The sequence below is a fragment of the Microbulbifer rhizosphaerae genome, from assembly GCF_014191725.1.
In the GTDB taxonomy this organism is placed as follows: Bacteria; Pseudomonadota; Gammaproteobacteria; order Pseudomonadales; family Cellvibrionaceae; genus Microbulbifer; species Microbulbifer rhizosphaerae.
This window is the reverse complement of sequence record NZ_JACHWZ010000006.1, coordinates 38694-58790: the sequence shown is the minus strand read 5'-3', so window position 1 is coordinate 58790 and position 20097 is coordinate 38694. Positions and strand designations below refer to the sequence as shown.

The 20097-nt window shown below is 62.0% G+C and carries 18 protein-coding genes; 10 read left to right on the top strand and 8 right to left on the bottom strand.

Features of this window, described 5'->3' with window-relative positions:
• Positions 1–42: 42 nt before the first annotated feature.
• The 7 genes from FHS09_RS07680 to FHS09_RS07650 all read left to right on the top strand — a co-directional run bounded on the left by FHS09_RS07680 (position 43) and on the right by FHS09_RS07650 (position 7590).
• Complete coding sequence (locus FHS09_RS07680) at positions 43–1740, top strand: FimL-related protein (RefSeq protein ID WP_183458429.1); 1698 nt, start codon at positions 43–45, stop codon at positions 1738–1740.
• 13 nt (positions 1741–1753) lie between these two features.
• Positions 1754–2551, top strand: a complete 798-nt coding sequence (nudC, locus tag FHS09_RS07675) for an NAD(+) diphosphatase (RefSeq protein WP_183458427.1) — start codon at positions 1754–1756, stop codon at positions 2549–2551.
• A gap of 27 nt (positions 2552–2578) precedes the next feature.
• A complete protein-coding gene (locus tag FHS09_RS07670) occupies positions 2579–3229 on the top strand; it encodes a cation/multidrug efflux pump (protein WP_183458425.1) in 651 nt (216 codons plus the stop codon).
• A 51-nt stretch (positions 3230–3280) separates the two neighbouring features.
• The gene (gene sohB, locus FHS09_RS07665) at positions 3281–4468 is read left to right on the top strand and encodes a protease SohB (protein ID WP_183458423.1); all 1188 of its coding nucleotides are present in this window, start codon (positions 3281–3283) and stop codon (positions 4466–4468) included.
• A gap of 70 nt (positions 4469–4538) precedes the next feature.
• Entirely contained in the window at positions 4539–5540 is a 1002-nt protein-coding gene (locus tag FHS09_RS07660; RefSeq protein ID WP_183458421.1) for a YhdH/YhfP family quinone oxidoreductase, read from the top strand.
• Between the two features lie 126 nt (positions 5541–5666).
• Complete coding sequence (locus tag FHS09_RS07655) at positions 5667–6932, top strand: patatin-like phospholipase family protein (protein WP_246394664.1); 1266 nt, start codon at positions 5667–5669, stop codon at positions 6930–6932.
• Positions 6913–7590: a DUF4919 domain-containing protein gene (locus FHS09_RS07650; protein ID WP_183458419.1), complete on the top strand. Its 678-nt coding sequence runs from the start codon at positions 6913–6915 to the stop codon at positions 7588–7590. Before FHS09_RS07655 ends, FHS09_RS07650 begins: the two co-directional genes overlap by 20 nt.
• An 84-nt stretch (positions 7591–7674) precedes the next feature.
• Here the strand turns inward: FHS09_RS07650 and FHS09_RS07645 are convergent, their stop codons facing one another.
• From FHS09_RS07645 to FHS09_RS07625, 5 genes are all read right to left on the bottom strand, one after another.
• On the bottom strand, positions 7675–9906 hold the full coding sequence (locus FHS09_RS07645) for an ATP-dependent helicase (RefSeq protein WP_183458417.1): 2232 nt from the start codon (positions 9904–9906) through the stop codon (positions 7675–7677).
• 358 nt (positions 9907–10264) lie between these two features.
• Complete coding sequence (locus FHS09_RS07640; RefSeq protein ID WP_183458415.1) at positions 10265–11980, bottom strand: SulP family inorganic anion transporter; 1716 nt, start codon at positions 11978–11980, stop codon at positions 10265–10267.
• A 284-nt stretch (positions 11981–12264) separates the two neighbouring features.
• Positions 12265–12699, bottom strand: a complete 435-nt coding sequence (locus FHS09_RS07635) for a DUF6691 family protein (protein WP_183458413.1) — start codon at positions 12697–12699, stop codon at positions 12265–12267.
• A complete protein-coding gene (locus FHS09_RS07630; RefSeq protein ID WP_183458411.1) occupies positions 12700–13134 on the bottom strand; it encodes a YeeE/YedE family protein in 435 nt (144 codons plus the stop codon).
• A gap of 4 nt (positions 13135–13138) precedes the next feature.
• Positions 13139–13453, bottom strand: coding sequence for an ArsR/SmtB family transcription factor (locus tag FHS09_RS07625; RefSeq protein WP_183458409.1), 315 nt, complete (start codon positions 13451–13453; stop codon positions 13139–13141).
• A gap of 100 nt (positions 13454–13553) precedes the next feature.
• Between FHS09_RS07625 and FHS09_RS07620 the strand changes: the two genes are divergently transcribed.
• From FHS09_RS07620 to FHS09_RS07610, 3 genes are all read left to right on the top strand, one after another.
• Positions 13554–14432: an MBL fold metallo-hydrolase gene (locus FHS09_RS07620; RefSeq protein WP_183458407.1), complete on the top strand. Its 879-nt coding sequence runs from the start codon at positions 13554–13556 to the stop codon at positions 14430–14432.
• Between the two features lie 153 nt (positions 14433–14585).
• Entirely contained in the window at positions 14586–14999 is a 414-nt protein-coding gene (locus FHS09_RS07615) for a protein tyrosine phosphatase family protein (RefSeq protein ID WP_183458405.1), read from the top strand.
• A gap of 4 nt (positions 15000–15003) precedes the next feature.
• Positions 15004–16743 carry a SulP family inorganic anion transporter gene (locus tag FHS09_RS07610; RefSeq protein ID WP_183458403.1) on the top strand — a complete coding sequence of 580 codons (1740 nt, stop codon included), beginning with the start codon at positions 15004–15006 and terminating at the stop codon, positions 16741–16743.
• 32 nt (positions 16744–16775) lie between these two features.
• Here FHS09_RS07610 and FHS09_RS23225 read toward each other — a convergent pair whose 3' ends face one another.
• The 3 genes from FHS09_RS23225 to FHS09_RS07595 all read right to left on the bottom strand — a co-directional run bounded on the left by FHS09_RS23225 (position 16776) and on the right by FHS09_RS07595 (position 20036).
• A complete protein-coding gene (locus FHS09_RS23225) occupies positions 16776–17774 on the bottom strand; it encodes an endo alpha-1,4 polygalactosaminidase (RefSeq protein WP_183458401.1) in 999 nt (332 codons plus the stop codon).
• A 133-nt stretch (positions 17775–17907) separates the two neighbouring features.
• Positions 17908–18393 (bottom strand): hypothetical protein, encoded by a 486-nt coding sequence (locus tag FHS09_RS07600; RefSeq protein WP_183458399.1) that lies wholly within the window; start codon positions 18391–18393, stop codon positions 17908–17910.
• A 134-nt stretch (positions 18394–18527) separates the two neighbouring features.
• Positions 18528–20036 (bottom strand): ComEC/Rec2 family competence protein, encoded by a 1509-nt coding sequence (locus tag FHS09_RS07595; protein WP_183458397.1) that lies wholly within the window; start codon positions 20034–20036, stop codon positions 18528–18530.
• Between the last annotated feature and the right edge of the window lie 61 nt (positions 20037–20097).

Genomic DNA, 20097 nt, shown 5'->3' with positions numbered 1-20097 from the left:
TGGTCGAATTTTGTGCAAAATAATAATACAGCGGTGTAAGTAGTGACTGAAGTGCGCGATATCAACATAACTTCCGTGAACCTGGTGAAGGAAGAGCTGGTGGCGACTGTGGACGGTGCTGCCAGTCATCTGGACCAGTTTGCGGTGGACCATAACAACAAGCAGTCCCTAACACAGTGTATGGCGGCATTGCGTCAGATCAGTGGCGTTCTGCAGATGGTACAACTGCACGCAGCGGAGCTGTTGGCCCAGGAGATGCTCAGCGCACTGGCAGACCTGCAGGAGGACCGCCAGGAGGCCACCAGCGACCTGATGGAGGCTCTGGGTACCGGGTTTTACGTGATTACACGCTATCTCGATTTTGTGCAGAACCGAAGCAGCGCGCGTCCGGAGCTACTGATTCCCTATATCAACAACCTGCGGGCGGCGCGCTCGCAACCACCGGTACCGGAGAGCCATTTCTTTCGCTGCCGCCTGGATGCCAATGTGCCCGGTGCCGTGTCCTCGGCGGTAATGTCCGAGGACCTGGGCAACTTCGTGCGCCGCTTCCGCCACATGTATCAGGTGGGGTTGCTGGCGCTATTGCAGGGCAAACCCTGCAAACCCGCCTACACCATGATGGCGCGCGCGCTGCAACGCATCGCCAGCGTTTCCGCCGGGCGTCCCAACGGCAGGTTGTGGGCGGTGGCGGGAGCAGCCTTGGGGGGAATGGCCTCGCGGGAGATGCACATCAACCGAGCTCGGGTGATGGTGTTCAGCATGTTCGACCGCCGCCTGCGCACCCTGCAGAAGCAGGGGGATTCCGCCCTGGACCAGCCGGCGCCGCCAGTGCTGCTGAAGGAGTGCCTCTACTGGCTGGCCCTGTCCGTGCCCGGTGGGCAGGGCGCCCAGGTGCTGGAGGCCTTCTCGGTGGCGCCCCTGGGCTACAGCGAGGCTGAGTTGGAGCGGGAGCGGGCCAGCCTGGGCGGTCCGGGGGCCACCGCAATCACCGCGGTGGCCGGCGCCCTGGACGAGGAACTCTCCGGCGTGCGCCGCATGCTGGACGATATCGAGATGATCGGACTCACCGGCCTGGATGACGAGGGCGGACTGGTGGGTACCCTGCAGCGCATTGCCAGCACTCTGAAACTGCTCAATTTCAGGCGGATCGGTGACGGCCTGAGCGAGGCGGTTGAGGAGTATCGCAGCGCCGCACCGGCCGGCGGCGCGACGGCGGAGTCGGCGCTGCAGAAACTCACCGGCCAGGTGCTGATGGTGGATAGCACCATCCGCGCCCTGCGCCAGAGCTCCAGTATCGACGTGGACGAGTACGGCCACGCGGACATCGCCCTGGAGCACAGCCAACTGGCAGAGGCGGAAGTGGCGGTGCTCAAGGAAGCGGAGGCGGGCCTGTCGCTGATCAAGCGCGCACTGGGCTCCTACGCGGAGTCCGGGTTCGATCACGGCCATATACGCAATGTATCCACCACTCTCAACAGCGTGCGCGGCGGCCTGGTGGTACTCAACCTGCGCCGCGCCGCGGCGGTGGTGGAGCGCCTTGTGGACTTCGTCGAGGCGGTGATGGACCAGCGGGAGGCGGCTCCCGGCCTGGAGCAGTCCCTGGATATTTTCGCCGACGCCATCATCAGCCTGGAGTACTACCTGGGCGAGGTGAAACTGCACCGCGACGCGGACATGCAGTCACTCAACCTGGCGGTGGAAAGCCTGGAGGCCCTCGGGTATCCCGTTGAGGTAGCCTGAGCCGGTGGCCGGATTGGATTTCATTCCCGCTGCCAGCGCCCGGCCACAGCCGCAGTTTTCCCTGCACATCGCTGTGGCGGAGGGGCAGTTGCTGTGCTCTGGAACAGAGTTCCTGCACAGCGATTTTCCCTTTCCCGGCAGCGCTGTTGTGTCCAGCCACTACCTGGGAGAACTGGGCGGAAGGACGTGCGGCGTGCATCTGCTGTCGGGGCGCCTGCCAGCGGGGGGCTGCGACTGGCGAGGCCTGCGCAGTTTGCTCGGGGAAGTGGATGAACTGCATTTTTCCCTGGCCGGGCGGGCGCTGCAGGTGGCCAACTGGGACACCGATCACCGTTTTTGCGGCCGCTGCGGTGTCGTTACCGAATACCACCCCTGCGACCGTGCGCGGGTCTGCCCCCGTTGCCAATTGGCGGTGTACCCCCGAATCTCCCCCTGTGTCATCATGCTGGTTACCCGTGGAGGGGAGTGTCTGCTCGCCCGCCACCGGGGGCACCCCCACGGCCTGCTGACCGCACTGGCGGGTTTTATCGAGCCGGGGGAGAATGCGGAGCAGGCCCTGGCGAGGGAGGTGCGCGAGGAGGTGGGTCTGGAGGTGGGTGCCTGTCACTACATCGGCAGCCAGCCGTGGCCCTTCCCCGGCCAGTTGATGCTGGGGTATATCGCCGAGTGGGCCGGTGGTGAACTGAAACCGGACGGGCTGGAAATTGCTGAGGCGGCGTGGTTTCACCACAGCGAACTGCCCTCAGCCATCCCACCGCCGCAGACCCTTTCCGGGCAGTTGATTCGGCGGTTCGCGGAAGAGGCGGCGTAAGTCCATTAACAAGAGTCCAATAACAATATGTATATCGCGATAACTTTCCTGTTCGCGCTGCTGGCGCTGCTGTTGATTTTTTGGGGCGGCAAGGTACTGTTCGGCGGCAACTGGCTGCTCGGCTTTATTCGCGGCAGTATCGGCATCCTGCTGCTCGGTGGTGCCCTGTTGATCGTGCTGGTGGCGGCGGATATCTACAGCTACAGAAACCTGGCGAAGGAACACAGCGTGGGCACGGTGTCCTTCGAGAAACTCGGCGACCAGCACTTCCGGGCCAAGTTTGCCGACGAGGATGGAATGGCCCAGCACTTCGAGCTGCGCGGCGACCAGTGGCAGCTGGATGCGCGAATGCTAAAGTGGAAAGGCCCGCTGGCGCGCTGGGGCATCCAGCCGGCCTATCGCCTGGACCGTCTCAGTGGCCGCTATCTCACCCTGCAGGACGAGCGTGACAAGCAGCGCTCCGTATATCAGTTGCAGGAGAGCGATTACGGTGTCGACATCTGGCGCACACTGCGGGGCGTCGATAACCAATTGCCGTTTGTGGATGCGGTCTACGGCAGCGCGACTTTTCTGCCCATGGGAGACGGCGCTGTCTACGAGGTGCGGATCAGCCACACCGGCCTGCTGGCGCGACCGCTGAACAAGCAGGCCACTTCGGCACTTGACGAGTGGCAGTGAGTTGGATTTGAACTCCGAAATCAAAGTAATAAATACGAATATGGAGGTTTAGTGGAATTTCTCAGTGAGTATGGCCTGTTCCTGGCCAAGGTGGTGACCATTGTTGCCGCACTGTTGGTGATTATCGGTTTTGCGGTGGCCAATCGGGAGCACCTGAAAGAACGTATGCAGGGGCATATCAGTGTCACTCACCTCAATGACCGCTACGAGGAGATGAAAGAGATACTGCTGGAAGCAGTGTTGGACAAAGGCGAATTCAGCCACCGCAAGAAAGAACTGGCGAAGGAGAAAAAAGCGCGGGAAAAAGCGCTGGCCAAGGCGAGAAAAGAACGGCAAAAAGCAGAAAAGTCCGCAAAGAAAACCGATAGTTCTGCGCTGGAGAGCACCGATACCCCGGTACCGGAGCAGGCGGAAGCGGACGCCGAAGCCGGGGAGCAGCATCCCGCTGCAGTATCTGCGGCGCCTGAGAGAAAAGGTCGCCGGCGTATTTTCGTGATGCACTTCGACGGCGACATCAAGGCCAGTGCGCTGTCCCAGTTGCGCGAGGAAATTACCGCAATCCTGCAGGTGGCGGAGCGCGGCGATGAAGTGGTGGTGTGCCTGGAGAGCCCCGGCGGTATGGTGGCCAACTACGGGCTCGCCGCCAGCCAGCTCGCGCGGGTGCGCGGCGCCGGTGTGCGGCTCACGATTGCCGTGGACAAGGTGGCGGCCAGCGGCGGCTACATGATGGCCTGCGTGGCGGATCGCATACTGGCCGCGCCCTTCGCCATGCTGGGGTCCATCGGTGTGCTGGCGCAATTGCCCAACTTCAACCGCCTGCTCAAGCGCCACGATGTGGACTTCGAGCTGTTCACCGCCGGGGAGTACAAGCGCACCGTGACCATGTTCGGAGAGAACACCCGGGAAGGGCGCGAGAAATTCCAGAGCGACCTCGAGGATATCCACCAGCTGTTCCAGCACTTTATCGCCGAGTACCGGCCGAAACTGGATATCGCCAAGGTAGCCACCGGTGAGGTCTGGTTCGGCCAGCGCGCGCTGGACCTGGGTCTGGTGGATGAACTGAAAACCTCGGATGAATATCTCACCCGCTGCGCGCAGGATTCGGAACTCTACCAGGTGGAGTACAAGGAAAAGCGCAATATCGCCCGCAAGATGGGTCTGGCGGCGCAGGCGGGCGTGGAGTCGGCGCTGATGCGGCTGTTTTCCCGTCTGGCGGCCTGGCGCCACCAGGCGCAATAATTTGTATAGTGGCCGGTAATTGGCGAATCAGACGCGGAAGTGGTGGCTGGCCGGGATCGGAACAAACTTTATGGACAAGACCTTTCGCGCAATCTGGGTTGAAGAGGTGGCTCCCGGCAAGTACGACCAGCGGGTGGTGCGGCGCCGGCTGGACGACCTGCCGGACCACCCGCTGTTGCTGGCGGTCTCCCACTCTTCGCTGAACTACAAGGATGCGCTGTCCGCCTTCGGCAATCGCGCCATCACCCGGGAGTATCCGCACACTCCGGGTATCGACGCGGTGGGAGAGGTGCTGGAGGACAGAAGCGACACCTATGCCCCCGGTGAGCGGCTGTTGGTCACCGGCTACGATCTGGGGATGAACACCCCCGGCGGCCTCGCCGAGCGCATCGCCATCCCCCCGGATTGGGCTCTGCCGCTGCCCGAAGGCCTGACTGCGCGCGAATCGATGATCCTGGGCACCGCCGGCCTCACCGCCGGTCTCTGCGTGGACAAGCTGCTGGAGGCCGGAGCCCGTCCGGAAGACGGCGAGGTACTGGTGACCGGCGCCACCGGCGGCGTGGGCTCTATCGCCGTGGCGTTGCTTGCCAAGCTGGGTTTTCGCGTCGCCGCGGTGACCGGCAAGCTGGAATCCTCGGGATTCCTTACCGGTTTGGGGGCCTGGAAGGTGCTCGATCGCGAGTCCCTGGCGCCCTTCGCCAGCAAGGCCATGGCCAAGCCGCTGTGGGCCTGGGCGGTGGATACCGCGGGTGGTGAGACCCTGTTCAATGTCATCAAATCCCTCGCCTACGGCGGCGGTGTGGCCGCCTGCGGCATGGCCTCCGGTGCTCAGTTCCAGGCCAATGTATTCCCGTTTATCCTGCGTGGTATCAGCCTGCTGGGGGTGGACAGCGTGGAACTGCCACTGGAGAAGAAGGCCGCCACCTGGGAAAAACTGGCGGGCGACTGGAATATCGGTGAGAAGCTGCAGAGCATCGCCGAAGACATCTCCCTGGAACAGGCGCCGGAGTTTCTCGCGCGGCTGCACCGTGGGCACGGTATCGGGCGCTATGTGGTGGATATGGCCCTATGATGGGATCATATCGGGACCCGGGAGCGCCGAGCAGGTCCGTTTTACGGCAACCCCGGGGAACTCTGTTGTCCGCAAAGGTCTTACTTTGGCTGAAGTTTATCTCCGCTAGGTATCGGTAAAACAAAATTGTCCTCAAATAACGAATTGCCCAAACTCCCCTACAAATCCAATGCCCTAGTGCTGTCCGGCGGCGGCGCCCGTGCCGCCTACCAGGCGGGGGTGCTCAAGGCGCTGGCGGAACTGGTACCGGAGAGCGAGCCCCATCCCTTCCAGATTATCTGCGGCACTTCCGCCGGGGCGGTGAATGCGCTGTGGCTCGCCTCTCATCCGGGCAGTTTCAGGGAATCGGTGGATCGCCTCTGCGCGCTGTGGATGGATCTTACCGTAGACAATATCTACCGCAGCAGCTGGCGCAGCCTGCTGGGCAATATGCTTTCCATCACCTGCTCGCTGTTCAACCAGGGGGTGGCGCGGCAGAGACCGCTGGCGCTGCTGGACAATACGCCGCTGCGGGAGCTGGTGGATGAGATCATCTACTTCGACAATATCCAGAAGCATATCGATGCCGGCCACCTGCGCGCCGTGTGCGTCAATGCCCTGTCCTATAGCGAGGGGGAGTCGGTCAGCTTCTTCCAGGGTGCCGAGGAACTGGAGGAGTGGCGCCGGTTCCGGCGCTACGGGCTGCGCACACGCCTGACTGCCGACCACCTGCTGGCGTCGGCGGCGATTCCCACCCTGTTTTCCACGGTCAAAATCGGCGACGACTATTATGGCGATGGCGCTGTGCGCCAACTGGCGCCCATCAGCCCGGCGTTGCACCTGGGAGCCAACCGGGTGTTTGTGGTGGGGGTGTCGGACAATCGCTCCCCGGTGCACTGGGGCAAGAAGCGCCACAAGCCGCCGCGGCATTCTCCCTCCATGGCGCAGATTGCCGGACAGTTGTTCAACGCCGCCTTTATCGACAGCCTCGAGGGGGATATCGAGCACCTGGACCGGGTCAACCATTTGCTCGGTTCGGTGTCGGAATCGAAGCTCGGCGACCTAGCGCCGCTGCGCCCGGTGGAATCGGCGGTGATCGAGCCCTCCCAGAGCCTCGACCGCCTGGCGGGGCGCAAGGTCCGCTACCTGCCTCCGGCGGTACGCTGGCTGTTTCGCTCCACCGGTGCGACCACCTCCGGCGGCGGCGCCTCGGCGGCCAGCTACCTGTTGTTTGAAAAGCCTTTTATCGGCGAGTTGATCGAACTGGGCTACCAGGACGCCATGTGGGAACAGGACAAGTTGCGCGCCTTTCTGCAGCCGGAGACCGAGTCGGTGCAGGAAGAGCGCAAGGGCCTGTTTGGAATTCGAGTAAAACCGGCAACGGAAGCAGAAAATGGCAATACGCAATCGTAATTTCGGGATCTCCCTTTCCATCCTGTTGCTGACCGCGGTCGTTTCCGGCTGCAGTGCACCGGGAAGCCGGCAGGAGCCGTCCCGCCTCCGCACCGCGGAGGAGAGCGAGTATCGCCGCCTGCTGGCTGAGGCACAGCAACTGTCCTTCACCCTGGATTTCAACCAGCTGCGCCGCGCCTTCGTGGCGTCGGCGGAATACAACCCCCATGGGGGCGTAAAACTGGCGGGATTGCCGGAGGCCTACGGCGCGGTGGAGAGTGCCGAGTTCGGGGACTGCCTGGAGTATGTGGACCGGGTGCTGGACAGCAACTACATGAGCCTTGAGGCGCATATGATCGGCGTGGTGTGCAGCGGCCAGGCCGGCGACTTCGAGCGGGAGGACCGCCACCGCTATATGGTGGAGGGCCTCATGTCTTCCATTGAAAGCAGCGGCGACGGTAGGACCCAGGACAGCGCCTACCAGACTATCAGTACGTCGGAGCTGCGCGGCTTTGTGCGCCTCAAGGGATTGCAGGTGCTCGACCAGGATATCGTCTACGACAGAGAGGGTATCTACGACAAGATGCGCGTGCGCGATCCGGAGTCCGGAGAGGAGTATCCGCTGTTTTTCGATGTCAGCCGGCAGTTTGCGCGCGAGATGGATAATCGCAAGGAGTAACCCAGTCTGCCAACCTCGTCAGGAGATTATGAACAGGTTCTGAGAGAGGGATGGCGGCATGGGCGGATGGCCGCCCCGCCGCTCCTACATCAGGAACTGCGAGAGTTTTTCCCAGTCGAAGCGCCGCGTCTTCCGGTCGCTGAACAGAATTTCCACCCGTTCCTCCTCCCACTTGACCACCCGCCCGTAACCGAGCTTGCGGTGGCGGATGCCCTCGCCCAGGGCCGGCTTGCGCATGGCCGCGCGCGGGGCCTCGATCTCCGGGTTGTAATCGCAGGCCTCCAGGTAGCGCAATGCCAGCCGGGTGACCGGCACCGGACTGTGCAGCGCCTGCGGGCGCTCGCGCAAGGCTTTATCTACGAGTCGGCACAGCGGCAGCTGCATTTCCTCGAGGAACAGCGAGGGGCACTGCTGCGCCTCGCTGTTTTCCCCCGGCCGGGGATTTTCCGGGGTCAGAAGGTAGAGTTTTTGGCGCGCGCGGGTCACAGCCACATACATGAGCCGCCGCTCGCTTTCCACCGACGCCGGCGTGGAGAAATCCCGCTGTGGCTGGTAGGGCATATGGTGTCGGGTGAGGGAGGGGATGATCACCTGATCCCACTCCAATCCCTTGGCCTGGTGCATGGTGGTGATCTGCACTGCTTCGGCGGCGGTCTGTTCGCCCTCGCGGTGCTGGCGCTGCAGCTCACGCAAGTGCGCCAGCGCCTCGGTGGGAGGGCGGCGCAACTGATCCAGGTACTGGCAGAAGGCCAGCACGGTCTGTTGTTTTTCCTCCCCCTGCTGGCGGGTAAAGCTGTCGTCGCCGATACCGTCGAGGTAGTCCAGTGCCGTCAACTGCCGGCGCAGCAGCTCGCCCGCCTGGCCGCGCCACTGTTCGATCTCAGTGAGCAGTTCGGCGCGTTGGCACAGGCGCCTGGTCTGCGCTTTGCTCAGAGATTCCGGCAGCAGGCGCAGCAGGTTTTTTCCCCAGTCGCTGTCGCAGCGGGCCAGCTCGGCACACAGGGGCTCCAGCTGCGCCCGGGGGATGCGGATATGCGGTGCGGTCAGCCATTCGTAGAGTCCCCGCTGGCGCCGTTCCGCAGGCAGCTCGGCAAAGCGGCCGGCGGCGATATTCAAACTCCAGAACAGCGGGCGCAACTCCCGGCGGGACAGCACTGTGTTGCGATTGCCGGAACGGTAGGGGATATTGCCGGCGAGCAGCGCCAGCTCGATGGGCGCGGCCACGGACCAGAGGCGCACCAGGATGGCGATTCCCTTCAGCGATTCGCCGCGTTTGCGGCAGCCGCGCAAATGGTCCACCAGCCAGCGGCTCTCGTTGCCGGTGGCCACGGTTTCAATCTCTGTCCGCTGTTCGCCGATGGCGGACACGCAGAAAATATCCGCGCGCTCGCGGTTGTTGCCGATAAAGTGGTTGGCGGCCAGGGAAAGTGCGTGGCCGTAGCGGAAGGTGCGGCTCAGGCGGTAGACGTTGGACGGGGGGAAATCCCCGTCGAAAAATTTCAGCAGAAAGCTGGGTTTGGAGCCGCGCCACTCGTAAATGGTCTGGTCCGGGTCGCCGATGGCGATCACATTGCAGCTCTTGTTACTGGGGCGGCCATAGAGCACGCGCAAAAGGAAGTGCTGTACCTCGTTGATATCCTGGTACTCGTCCACCAGGATATCCTCGTAGTAACTGCCGTACTCCTCGGCGATTTCCGGGCACAGGCTCAGCAGTATCGCCGGGTCGTAGATCAGGTCCGCGTAGGTCACCGCGCCCTGGCTGCGCCGCCACTGTTCGAAGCTGCGGAACACTTTCAGGAAATACATGTACTCGTCGCCGAGTTTCAATTCCTGGAAGGCGCTCAGGTCGCCGGTGAGAATGGACTTGGTGTAGTCGATAAAAAATTCCGCGGCCTCGATTTCCGACTGCTTGCGCGCGCGGATGTCCTCCAACTCGTAGGGGGCCGCGCACTTTTCGATGGCTTTCCAGATCTGCAGTTGCACCGTGGGCTGGGGCAGGGGAGTGAGTCTGGCCGGGGCGATATGGCCATTGGCGATCATGCGCTGGTAGAGGCGGTAGCCGAGGCTGTGGAAGGTGTGCACCGCCGGCGCGGGCGTGCAATCCAGCTGCTGCAGGCGCCGCTCGAAATCCTCCCGCGCGTTGCGGTTGTACATCAGCACCAGCATGCGCTCTGCCGCCACGCCGGCCCGCAGGCGGTTCTTGATATAGTGCAGCAGGGCGGTGGTCTTACCGGAGCCGGCCACGGCGATGATCTTCGCGTGGCCGCCGGGATGGTCGGCGACGGCCTGTTGTTCTTCCGTGAGTGGGTGCTGCATGGGAGCTGCCGGTCAAATACTGGATATTCTGCCAGTACTCGCGGAGCGGATACAAGCGGGGAGTTGGGAAAGAATACCGGAATTTAATGCGAAGGCCCTGATGCCGGGGGCTGTTTGCGGGACCGTATGACTCGCGCCATCCCTGGCGCTCGCCCTGCGGGCGCCTTCGGCGTCCAAATCTGCTCCAGCAGATTTGTGAGACAGGGATGTCGATTACGAGCGTACGGGATGTATTCACGGGGGGGCGCCTAGCCCGTGTCCCGCAAACAGCCCCCGGTAGCAGGGCCGCCACGGGATCGGCTACATGCCACCCCGGCTCCGGATACAAGTGCACGACTCTCAACTTAGTGCCTAGTGATCACTCCCCACCGGCCTCCCCCCTGCGCAGCGCCAGCTCGGCGATATAGGAGGACAAGAATACCCGGCCGCTCAGCTCCTCCAGCAGGCGCGAGCGCCCCAGGCGGTCGAGCACCGGACCCTTTACCTCCGACAGGTGCAGGCGGATATTCCGATCCTTCAGGTCCCGGTTCACCTGCTGCAGCCGTTCCAGCGCGGTGCCGTCGATTCGGTTTACCGAAGACAGGATCAGCACCAGCTCGCGCGCCTGTGAATGCCTTTTCAGCTCGCTCAGCAGGCGGTCTTCCACCGCGCTGATATTGTTGAAAAACAGGCTCTCGTCGATACGCAGGAAGAGTATCTCCGGCGACGTCTCCACCGTGTGGCGCAACACGTTGCGGAAATGCTCGGTGCCCGGCAGCCTCCCCATCACCGCGATGTGCGGGCGGCTGCTGTGCCAGATCAGGGAGGCGAAGGAGAAGCCTACACCCAGGCCGATGCCCGCCTCGATCCCGAATAGCATTACGCCGAGAAAGGTGCCGAGCATCGCCAGGCCGTCGGCGCGATCGTAGCGCCAGATACGTGCGAATCCCCGCATATCGATGGAGCTGGCGGCGGCCACGATGATGGTGGCGGCCAGCACGGCAATCGGCAGGTGGGCAAAGATCCCGGTGAGAAACAGCAGTACCAGCCCGATCATCAGGGCGGTGAGCACGCCCACCATCGGGGATACCGCGCCGGCCTCTTCGCTGATGATGGTGCGCGACAGGCTGCCGGTCACCGGCATGCCGCCGGACAGGGCGCTGGCGATATTGGCGGCGCCCAGCCCCCGCAGTTCCGCGTCCGCATTCAAGCGTTCGCCGCGCCTGGCCGCCATGGCCTGGGCCACGGACAAGCTGCCGATGAAATTGAGCAGGGCGATGATCAGTGCGGGCAGTAACAGCTGGTAGCTGGTATTCCAGTCGAAGGGGGGCGGGCGGATTTGCGGCAGGCCGGGGGGCAGGGGACCCACAACCGGCAGGAATTGCTCCAGGTCCAACACCACCACCAGAGCAGTGGCGGCAAGTACCACCGCCATGGGGACGAGCGAGGCGAGCAGCCGTGCTGTGTTTTTTCCCATTCCAAACCGGCACAACAACAGCGGCAGCCACAGGCGGGCGGCGATCAGCACCAGCAGGGCCGCCAGCCCCGCCCATGTGGAGAGGGGGATGGCGTCCGGCAGGTTGCGCAGGGTGGCGAGGAGTAACTGCAGCGCGGTGACCTCGGTCGCCGGCACGCCGAGCAGGGTGTCTACCTGGCCGACAATGATCAGCACCGCGGTGGCGGCGATAAAGCCGGTGATCACCGGATGGCTGAGCAGGTTTGCGAGAATGCCCAGGCGCAGCATCCCCAGGGCAAAGGAAAACAGTCCGCTGAGCCCAGCGAGCAGTGCGGCGGCGGCGATGTACTCCGGGCTGCCGGGAGCGGCCAGGGGGGTGAGGGCGGAAGCGGTCATCAGCGACAGCACCGCCATCGGCCCCACCGATAGCACCATGCTGGAGCCGAAGAGCGCATAGCCGAGCAGCGGCAGCAGGCTGGCATAGAGACCGATATGCGGCGGCAGTCCGGCGAGCAGCGCATAGGCGAGCGACTGGGGCACCAGCATCATGGTGGTCACCAGCGCGGCGGTGGTGTCTCCCGCCAGCCACTGGCGCTGATAGCCCTTCAACCAGTCCGGGACCAGCCTCTTTAGCCGCATAGTTCCGCGCTTTCCCTCGCTGCTTCGGTCAAGCCGGGTTTCGGGAGTACAGATTCACAAACCTGATCGGTAAATATTAAACCCATCCCGCCGTCCCTCCGGCCTCAATGCCACATCGATGGTTTGGACTTCGAAACTTGAATATCAAGATATCAGAAAGCGGCGATCCGCAGGGTGCGGAGTGCGCGCGAAGGCTGGAGGCGCGCTGCCGTGCTCTGTCTCAGAGCCTGGTTGAAGTTTTCCAAAATTCGAACCTCAGTGCGGCAAAGAGTCCAAGCAGGTTCTCAGCCGTCCGATGTGGCGCGGCGGCTTTCAATTACCCGAAAAATACCCATGCCCGCCACCATGGCGGCGGCGAACACCAGCGCCCTGAATTCACCGGCGCCAGTGGCCACGATACCGGGGCCCGGGCAGAAGCCTGCCAGGCCCCAGCCAATGCCGAATGTCAGACTACCCAGTACCAGCCGACGGTCGATATCCCGACGCTCGGGCAATTTCAGTTCGCCGCCAAAGAGCGATTTGCCGCGTTTTCCGGTCAGATAAAAGGCCGGCATACCAACGCAGATGGCGCCGGCCATCACCAGCCCCAGGGAGGGATCCCAGGCGCCGAACAGGTCGAGGAAGGCCAGCACCTTTTCCGGATTGGCCATTCCGGAGAGTAGCAGGCCGACGCCGAATATCAGCCCGGCGAGGAAAGCGGAAAATAGTGATCTGTTCATTTAGACTCCCAACAGATGGCGCACGACGTAAACCGTGGCAAAGCCGCCGCCCATAAATGCCAGTGTCGCCACCAGCGAGCGGGGGGATAGTCTGGACAGGCCGCAGACCCCGTGGCCGCTGGTGCAGCCCGCGCCATAGCGGGTGCCCACACCCACCAGCAGCCCGGCGGCGATCAGCACCGGGTAGCCCGCCTCGATGCGAATCGGGGGCAAGGCAGTGAACAGTGCCCAGAGCGCGGGTGCGGCGAGCAGACCAAGAATGAACGCCAGCCGCCAACCGGTCTCGCCGGCGGTGCGCGCGAACAGCCCGCCGACGATGCCGGAGATTCCGGCGATACGCCCGTTCAGCGACAGTAGCAGCGCGCTGGCCAAGCCGATCAGGGCCCCGCCCGCCAGTGCGGACAGGGGGGTAAAAGCACTCCAGTCTATGGTCATACAGTTATTCCGAGCAGTAGAGTTGGTAGAGGGTTTGCAGCAACGCCAGCACCCGCTCGTCGGCCACCCGGTAGTACATATGCTTGCCCTCGCGGCGGGTGGCCACCAGCCCCTCCCTGCGCAGCACGCCCAGTTGCTGGGACAGGCTGGGCTGGTAGATGCCCAGCCTGTCCTCCAGGTCGCCGACACAAAGCTCTTCCTGGCTCAACTGACACAGCAGTAGCAGGCGGTCCCGGTTGGCCAGGGACCGCAGCATCAGCGAGGCGTCGCCGGCGGAGGCGCGCATCCTGTCGAGACTGATGTTGGAAGTATCGGTCATGGTTGCCCTGTGTGCTCCATAAAGTTTACAAGAAAATATTATATTGATTTATATAATATTGGCAAGTATATTGTTGGCTGTTGAGATTGGAGATAAGTCTATGTCAGCCGCTAAACCGCTTACCCAGGTCCAGCCGTTCCTTGACCCGGACACCGAAACCTGGAGCTATGTGGTCTACGATCACCCGGGCGGCACTGCCGCGGTGGTGGACCCGGTGTTGGACTTCGACCCCGCGTCCGGTCACACCAACACTGCCGGCGCCAAGCGCGTGGTGGAATTCATCCACGCAGAAAAGCTCTCGGTGGAGTGGATACTGGAGACTCACGCCCACGCGGACCATCTGTCCGCGGCGCCATTTATCCGCAAGCAGCTGGGTGGAAAGATCGCTATCGGTGACAAGATCAGCGAGGTGCAGAAGATTTTCCGCGAGGTGTTCAACCTGGAGAAGCAATTCCTCGTGGATGGTAGTCAGTTCGATCACCTGTTCCACGATGGCGAGGTATTCAATGTCGGCGAGCTGGAAGCCCGGGTCATCTATGTGCCGGGCCATACGCCGGCGGATATGGCCTGGATGATCGGCGACGCCCTGTTTGTAGGCGACACTCTTTTTATGCCGGATGTGGGCAGCGCCCGCTGCGATTTCCCCGGAGGCGACGCGGGCAGCCTGTACCGCTCGGTGCAAAAATTGCTGGCACTGCCGGAGGGTATTCGCATGTTCATGTGCCACGATTACCCGCCCGAGGGCGGCCGCGAGCACCGTTGCGAGACCACGGTGGGCGAGCAGAAACGCAACAATATCCACCTGCACCAGAGTGTGAGCGAAGCCGAGTTTGTGGCCATGCGTACTAAGCGCGACGCCAACCTGCCCATGCCCCGGCTGATTATTCCGTCTATCCAGGTGAATATCCGCGCGGGGCAGATGCCGCCGGCGGAGGATAACGGGGTTATCTACCTCAAGGTGCCGATCAACCATCTTTAAACCCAGGTTTCGGAAGGCAGAATGATTCCTTGGGGCACGAAGCCGATATGGGCGGTGGGGTGGGCTCAATATTTACCGATGAGGTTTTTGAGCCCACCACCGCCCCTGTCGGTGCCCCGGACCGATTCCAGAATTCAGCAGTTGGAGAGAGCGATGGATATCAAACAGTTGGACAGCCAGGTGTCCATATCCGCGGACATCACCTGCGCAGACCTGCAGCAGCTGGCCCACTTCGGCGTACAGGTCGTGGTGTGCAACCGGCTGCAAGGGGAGGTCGATGATCAGGCCTCATTGGCGGAACTTTCCCGGGCTGCGGCGGGGTGCGGTATCGAATTTGTGGCAATCCCCTTTGCGCGCGGCCAGATGCAAGCTGGTCACTGCAAGGAGTTCGCGGAAATCCTGGACAGCGGCAAAAAGGTCCACGCCTTCTGCCGCACCGGCAATCGCGCCTGCAATTTGTGGGCTGCGGCAAAATGCGGGGCGGGAGCAGATGGGAAAACCCTGATGGAAAAAGCCCGCGGAGCGGGGTTTGACGTCAGTGGTACGCTGATTGTTTTCGGCCGCTAGCGGGATGGGCGCAGTGCATCGACTGGCGGGCTACCTGCCCATTCCCGGCTGGCTCAGGCAGTACAACCGCCAGCAATTGGGGCGTGACCTCCTGGCTGCGGTTATCGTCACCATCATGCTGATTCCCCAGTCGCTGGCCTACGCACTGCTCGCAGGCCTGCCTGCCGAGGTTGGTCTCTACGCGAGTATCGCGCCGCTGGTCGCCTACGCCCTGTTTGGCAGCAGTCGCAGCCTGTCGGTGGGCCCCGTGGCGATAACTTCCCTGATGACCGCTGTCGCCCTGAGTCAGGTAGCTGTTCAGGGCACCGGGGAATACCTGTTGGCAGCGTCGGTGCTGGCGCTGCTGTGCGGGCTGTTTCTGGCATTGATGGGATTTCTGCGCCTGGGCTTTTTTGCCAACTTCCTTTCGCACCCGGTGATCTCCGGTTTTATCACCGCTTCCGGACTGCTCATTGCTCTCAGCCAGCTCAAACATATCCTGGGTATTGATGCGGGTGGCGAAAACCTGCTGCAGCTGGGTACATCGCTGCTGAGAAACCTTCCCGGAATGAATACTCATACATTGGCGATCGGCATATTGGTCGTGCTGTTTTTGTTCTGGTCGCGGGGTGGTGCCACAATTTTGTTGACTCGCTTGTCGTTATCTCCCCACAGCGCCGCGCTGTTGGCAAAAGCGGCCCCGGTAGTGGGCGTGCTGGTCACTGTTTTGCTCAGCCTGGTACTGGGTCTGGAGGAGAGAGGTGTGGCGCTTGTGGGTGCCATTCCCCGCGGGCTGCCAGAGCTGCAAATACCCGGTCTTTCCTGGGAACTGGTCCGGGCGCTGATGCTGCCGGCGGTGATGATTTCGGTCATCGGCTATGTGGAATCCGTATCCGTGGGCAAGACTCTGGCTGCCAAGCGCCGCCAGAAAATTGATGTGAACCGCGAACTGGTCGGCCTGGGGGCGGCCAATGTGGCTTCCGGTTTCTCCGGCGCCTTTCCGGTGACCGGAGGGTTCTCCCGCTCGGTGGTCAATTTCGACGCGGGGGCGGAGACGCAGATGGCGAGTGTCTTTACCGCTATCGGTATCGCCCTGGCATCAATGTTCCTCACTCCCTACCTGTACTACCTGCCCAAGGCCACACTGGCGGCCACCATTATCGTCGCGGTCCTGTCGCTGGTGGATTTTTCCATACTGAAAAAGACCTGGAATTTCTCCCGCCGGGACTTTGCCGCTGCGCTTGTCACCATCGTGGTGACTTTATTCGCGGGAGTTGAGGCGGGCGTTGCCTGCGGGGTCGCCGCTTCGATAACGCTGTTCCTGTATCGCACCTCCAGGCCGCATATCGCCGAAGTGGGACTGGTGGAGGGCACCGAACATTTCAGAAACGTCAAGCGCCATAAGGTGCTGACGGTGCCGCAGATACTGACCATCCGCGTGGACGAAAGCCTGCTGTTCTCCAATGCCGGCTATCTCGAGGATCGCATTTATGCCGATTTGGCGGGGAATGCGCAGGTTCGGCATGTGATCCTGATGTGCAGCGCCGTGAACGAAGTGGACTGGAGTGCGCTGGAAGTGCTGGAGTCGGTGAACGAAAGGCTGCAGGAGCTGGGTATCAGGCTGCACCTGTCTGAAGTCAAGGGGCCGGTGATGGATGCGTTGCAGCGCACGGGTTTTCTGGGCCTGCTTTCCGGCAAGGTATTTCTTTCCCAGTACCAGGCGTTTTCGGAAACCAGGGCTTCCCTGCCCGCCGCCAGCAGCTGAGAGTTTCCACTGGCGGGTATTGGGCGCTCAGGTCACTCGAAGTGTTCGAAGGCGTTGACCCTGTCCAGGTAAACGCCGTCGAAACCGGCATCGATGATCCTGTCCAGGTAGGCGTTATCTGTCCCGTAGATAATCTCCTGCCAGCCCTCCTCCCAGTACTCCACATAGAAATGGCCGGAGTTGGCGGGGTCCGCTTCTCCCAGCCACTCCGGCCGGTTGGAGGACCAGCTGTTCTGCCAGTAAAAGCGGTCGGAGTCCGCCTGCCCGATGTTCATATAGGCGATCAGCAGCCGCCGTTCGCCGCCGCTCTTTTCCTTGAGCTGCTCGATCTGTGACCGGGTGTATTCCACCCCGTTGAAAAAGAAATCGATAATGACCAGGTCGTAGTCGGTGTTGCCGATGTCGTTGACCAGCTCCTGGGGCGTCGAATAGGACTGTGTATTGGTCAGGTGGAGGAAATTCTTCGCTTCGGAAAGCTGTTCGATACCGTTGCTGTTTCGATTATTGGGGAGGGAGGGATATACCGGGATATTATCCAGTTCCTCCTGGTCGGCGGCAAAGGAGATATAGCCGAGGTCGGCGTTCTTCTGGTAGGAGTCGTCCACACGGTCTTCGCTGAAGACGTAGTCGGTGATCAGGACGACGGTATCGCTGCTGTCGGTAGCCATGTCGAGGAAGCTTCGTATCCACAGCCTGTCCCTGGCTGGGGTGGGTTCGTTGATGTCCTCGAAGCCGTAGAACAGGGCTTCCTGACCGATACCGTCTATGGCGTTGACATAATCCGTATCGACGGAACCGGTATCCTCCCCGTTATCGCTGATCAGCTCCACGCCATTCCGGGGGATAACGATAAAGTCCCCATCGATCTGCTTGGCATACCGGCTGATGTCCCGAACGAAAAGGCGCATCTCCCGCATGTACTCGACGGTCTCCTTCCCGTCGCTGTCGGAATCGATCTTCGGAAATTCGTCCAGGTTGCAACCAATCAGAAACAAAGGCAGTAAGAAGATTGCGTAGCCGAACCGTTTCACATTACATTCCTCCGGGTAAAACTCGTAGGGACCGACGGTAACAGGGATGGGTGGAACGGGCAACCGAAAAGGGGAAGCGCAAAGTGGCACCGGGAGGCGGGGAGGATTGGCGTTGTTTTGGGTCTGGAAAGGGTCAGCGATCGATATCGATATGGCCCCCCAGGGTCAATTTGCATCGGTTTACGGCTTCTTTGTTCGGTGCCGCCGATTGAAAGAAGAAAGTGTGTTTGCCCGGTCCGATGGGGATGCTCAGGGTCCCCTGGGCAGGGTTCGTATGCTGTTCATAGGGCAGGCACCGGCCCCCCTCCATACGTAGCTGTGAAGCGGGAAGGCGGTAGCCGGTCGCGTCCAGCGAGAAATAATACTCCCGCGGACAGCGCTCGCAGCGCGTGTCGCTTTCGTACTGTGCCTGGATATCGAGGTTCAGCCGACGGCAGGGGCTGCCTGCGGGAATCGTGAATTCGCGGATTGTCGACACATAGTGGAACTTGCCGAAAACGGGCAGGCTGTGGGGGCAGCTAATTGAATCCGCGGCTTCGATGGCAGGGACCTCCGTTTCCGCCTCCGGTGCAGCCTGCAGCATGCGCTGTACCACCAAGCCGTCGCTGGGATCCGGCATGTGACTGGATCGACCGCCCCCGCCGGGATTGAAGGCCGTTTGCCGCCGTGGTGGGCTTTGCCGCCGGGAATGGGCTTGCATGGTATTCTCCAGGTTGGTGGGGCGGACGTAAGACAACGGATAAACATTATGACCTAGCTGTCAGCCGTTTTGACCTGAAAGACGCCATCCGTATCCTTTTCCAGTTCATAGTAGAACCAGCGCTTGGTCTGGCTGGACTTTTCCCGGCGAAATGCAATCACCGCCCGTTGGCCGTCAGTGCGCAGGTTGATGGAGCCGTAGACACCCACATTGCGTTTGAACAGCTCGTCCAGTATCTCGTTGCGCTGGTTCTTTAATTCCTGTTCCCTGGCCGGGTCGTCTTCTCTTTTGATTTTCTCCACCAGCCCGTCCAATTTCCGGCGCAGGGACTGGTCTTCGTGTTCGCGGGTGGAGCGCTGCAGTTCGGTGCTGAGAATCAGCGGGCGCTTGCCCCGCCCTTTTTTGCCCAACAGCCCGAGCAGGTCGGGGCGCGGGTGCACGTGGCTCTCCTCATCGCCGGAAGAGACCACATAGCCGGCGGGCGCCGTGGCCTCGAGAAATTCCTCGGTGACATCGGAAGAGCCGTGGTGGCAGCATTTCATCAGGTCCGCGCCAAAGCGCTCTCTGGCCCGCTCGATCATCGCTCGGGTCTCGGTCAGGGTGGTGGGGGCCGCGCCACCGTTGCCGTAGTGACGCATCAGGAAGTGTTCTGCGGGTACATTGAGATCTCCGCCGAACAGGATGGAGAAGCCTCTGTATTGCAGGCGCAGCAGTACTGAGTGGCCGTTCTTGGTCTTGGCGGTGTTCATCGCGGTTCCGCCCATGGTGGCGGGCAGGGCGCGCAGGCCGGGTCTGCCGTTGGGGGCTCTCTCCACCACCGGGCCCAGCACCTCGATGGTCAGCTCCGGGTTGTCCGAGGGGGCGAATCCGGGCATCCAACTGCGCCCGTCTTCTTTCTCTCCGTGAGCGGTGGACAGCATGGCCACATCGCCAAAGCGCTCGCTCTCCAGTGCAGTCCAGATCAGTTCCGGATACCACTTGCCCCCGCGCACCGCCGGGTCGGTGTATAAGGCGCGGGCGGAGAGTTTAGTGGGGCGGATATCGGTGAGGAAGCCGCCGTCGAGCGGCCCCAGCAGGTCGGGACCGGTGCGTTCCATCAGGCCGTTGTGGTAGACGTTTTCGAAGGAGATCTGCGGGTTTTCAAAAACCTTCTGAAAACCCCGGTAGTGGTCGCTGTCCGGATGGGTGATCACCGCGGCGTGGAAGCGGAATTTGTTCTTGAAATCCCGGAATCGGTACTCCAGGTAGCCCTTCATGTTGTCGCTGATGCCGGCATCGATGATCAGGATTTTTTCCCGCGCGCCGATCAGCGGGGTGGTGAGGATACAGCCGTCTCCCTGACCGACATCGAGAAAAATCATCTCCAGCAGTCGCTCCTGCTGGTAATCCTCTTTTTTGATGGCAAAGATATCTCCGCCCCAGCGCACCCGGGACCACTTTTCGTCGATATCGTCGACTATGCGCAGCCAGTCTCCCCACAGCAGTTGCCGCTTCCTGGTTCTCAGGTTGTCGATATCGTAGAGATAGACAACCGGCCCTTTGGCATAGCGAATCCTGACCACGGCCCCGGACCTTCCTGTTTTACGGTTGACGGTGCTCTCCCGGCGGAGCCGCAGTCCCCAG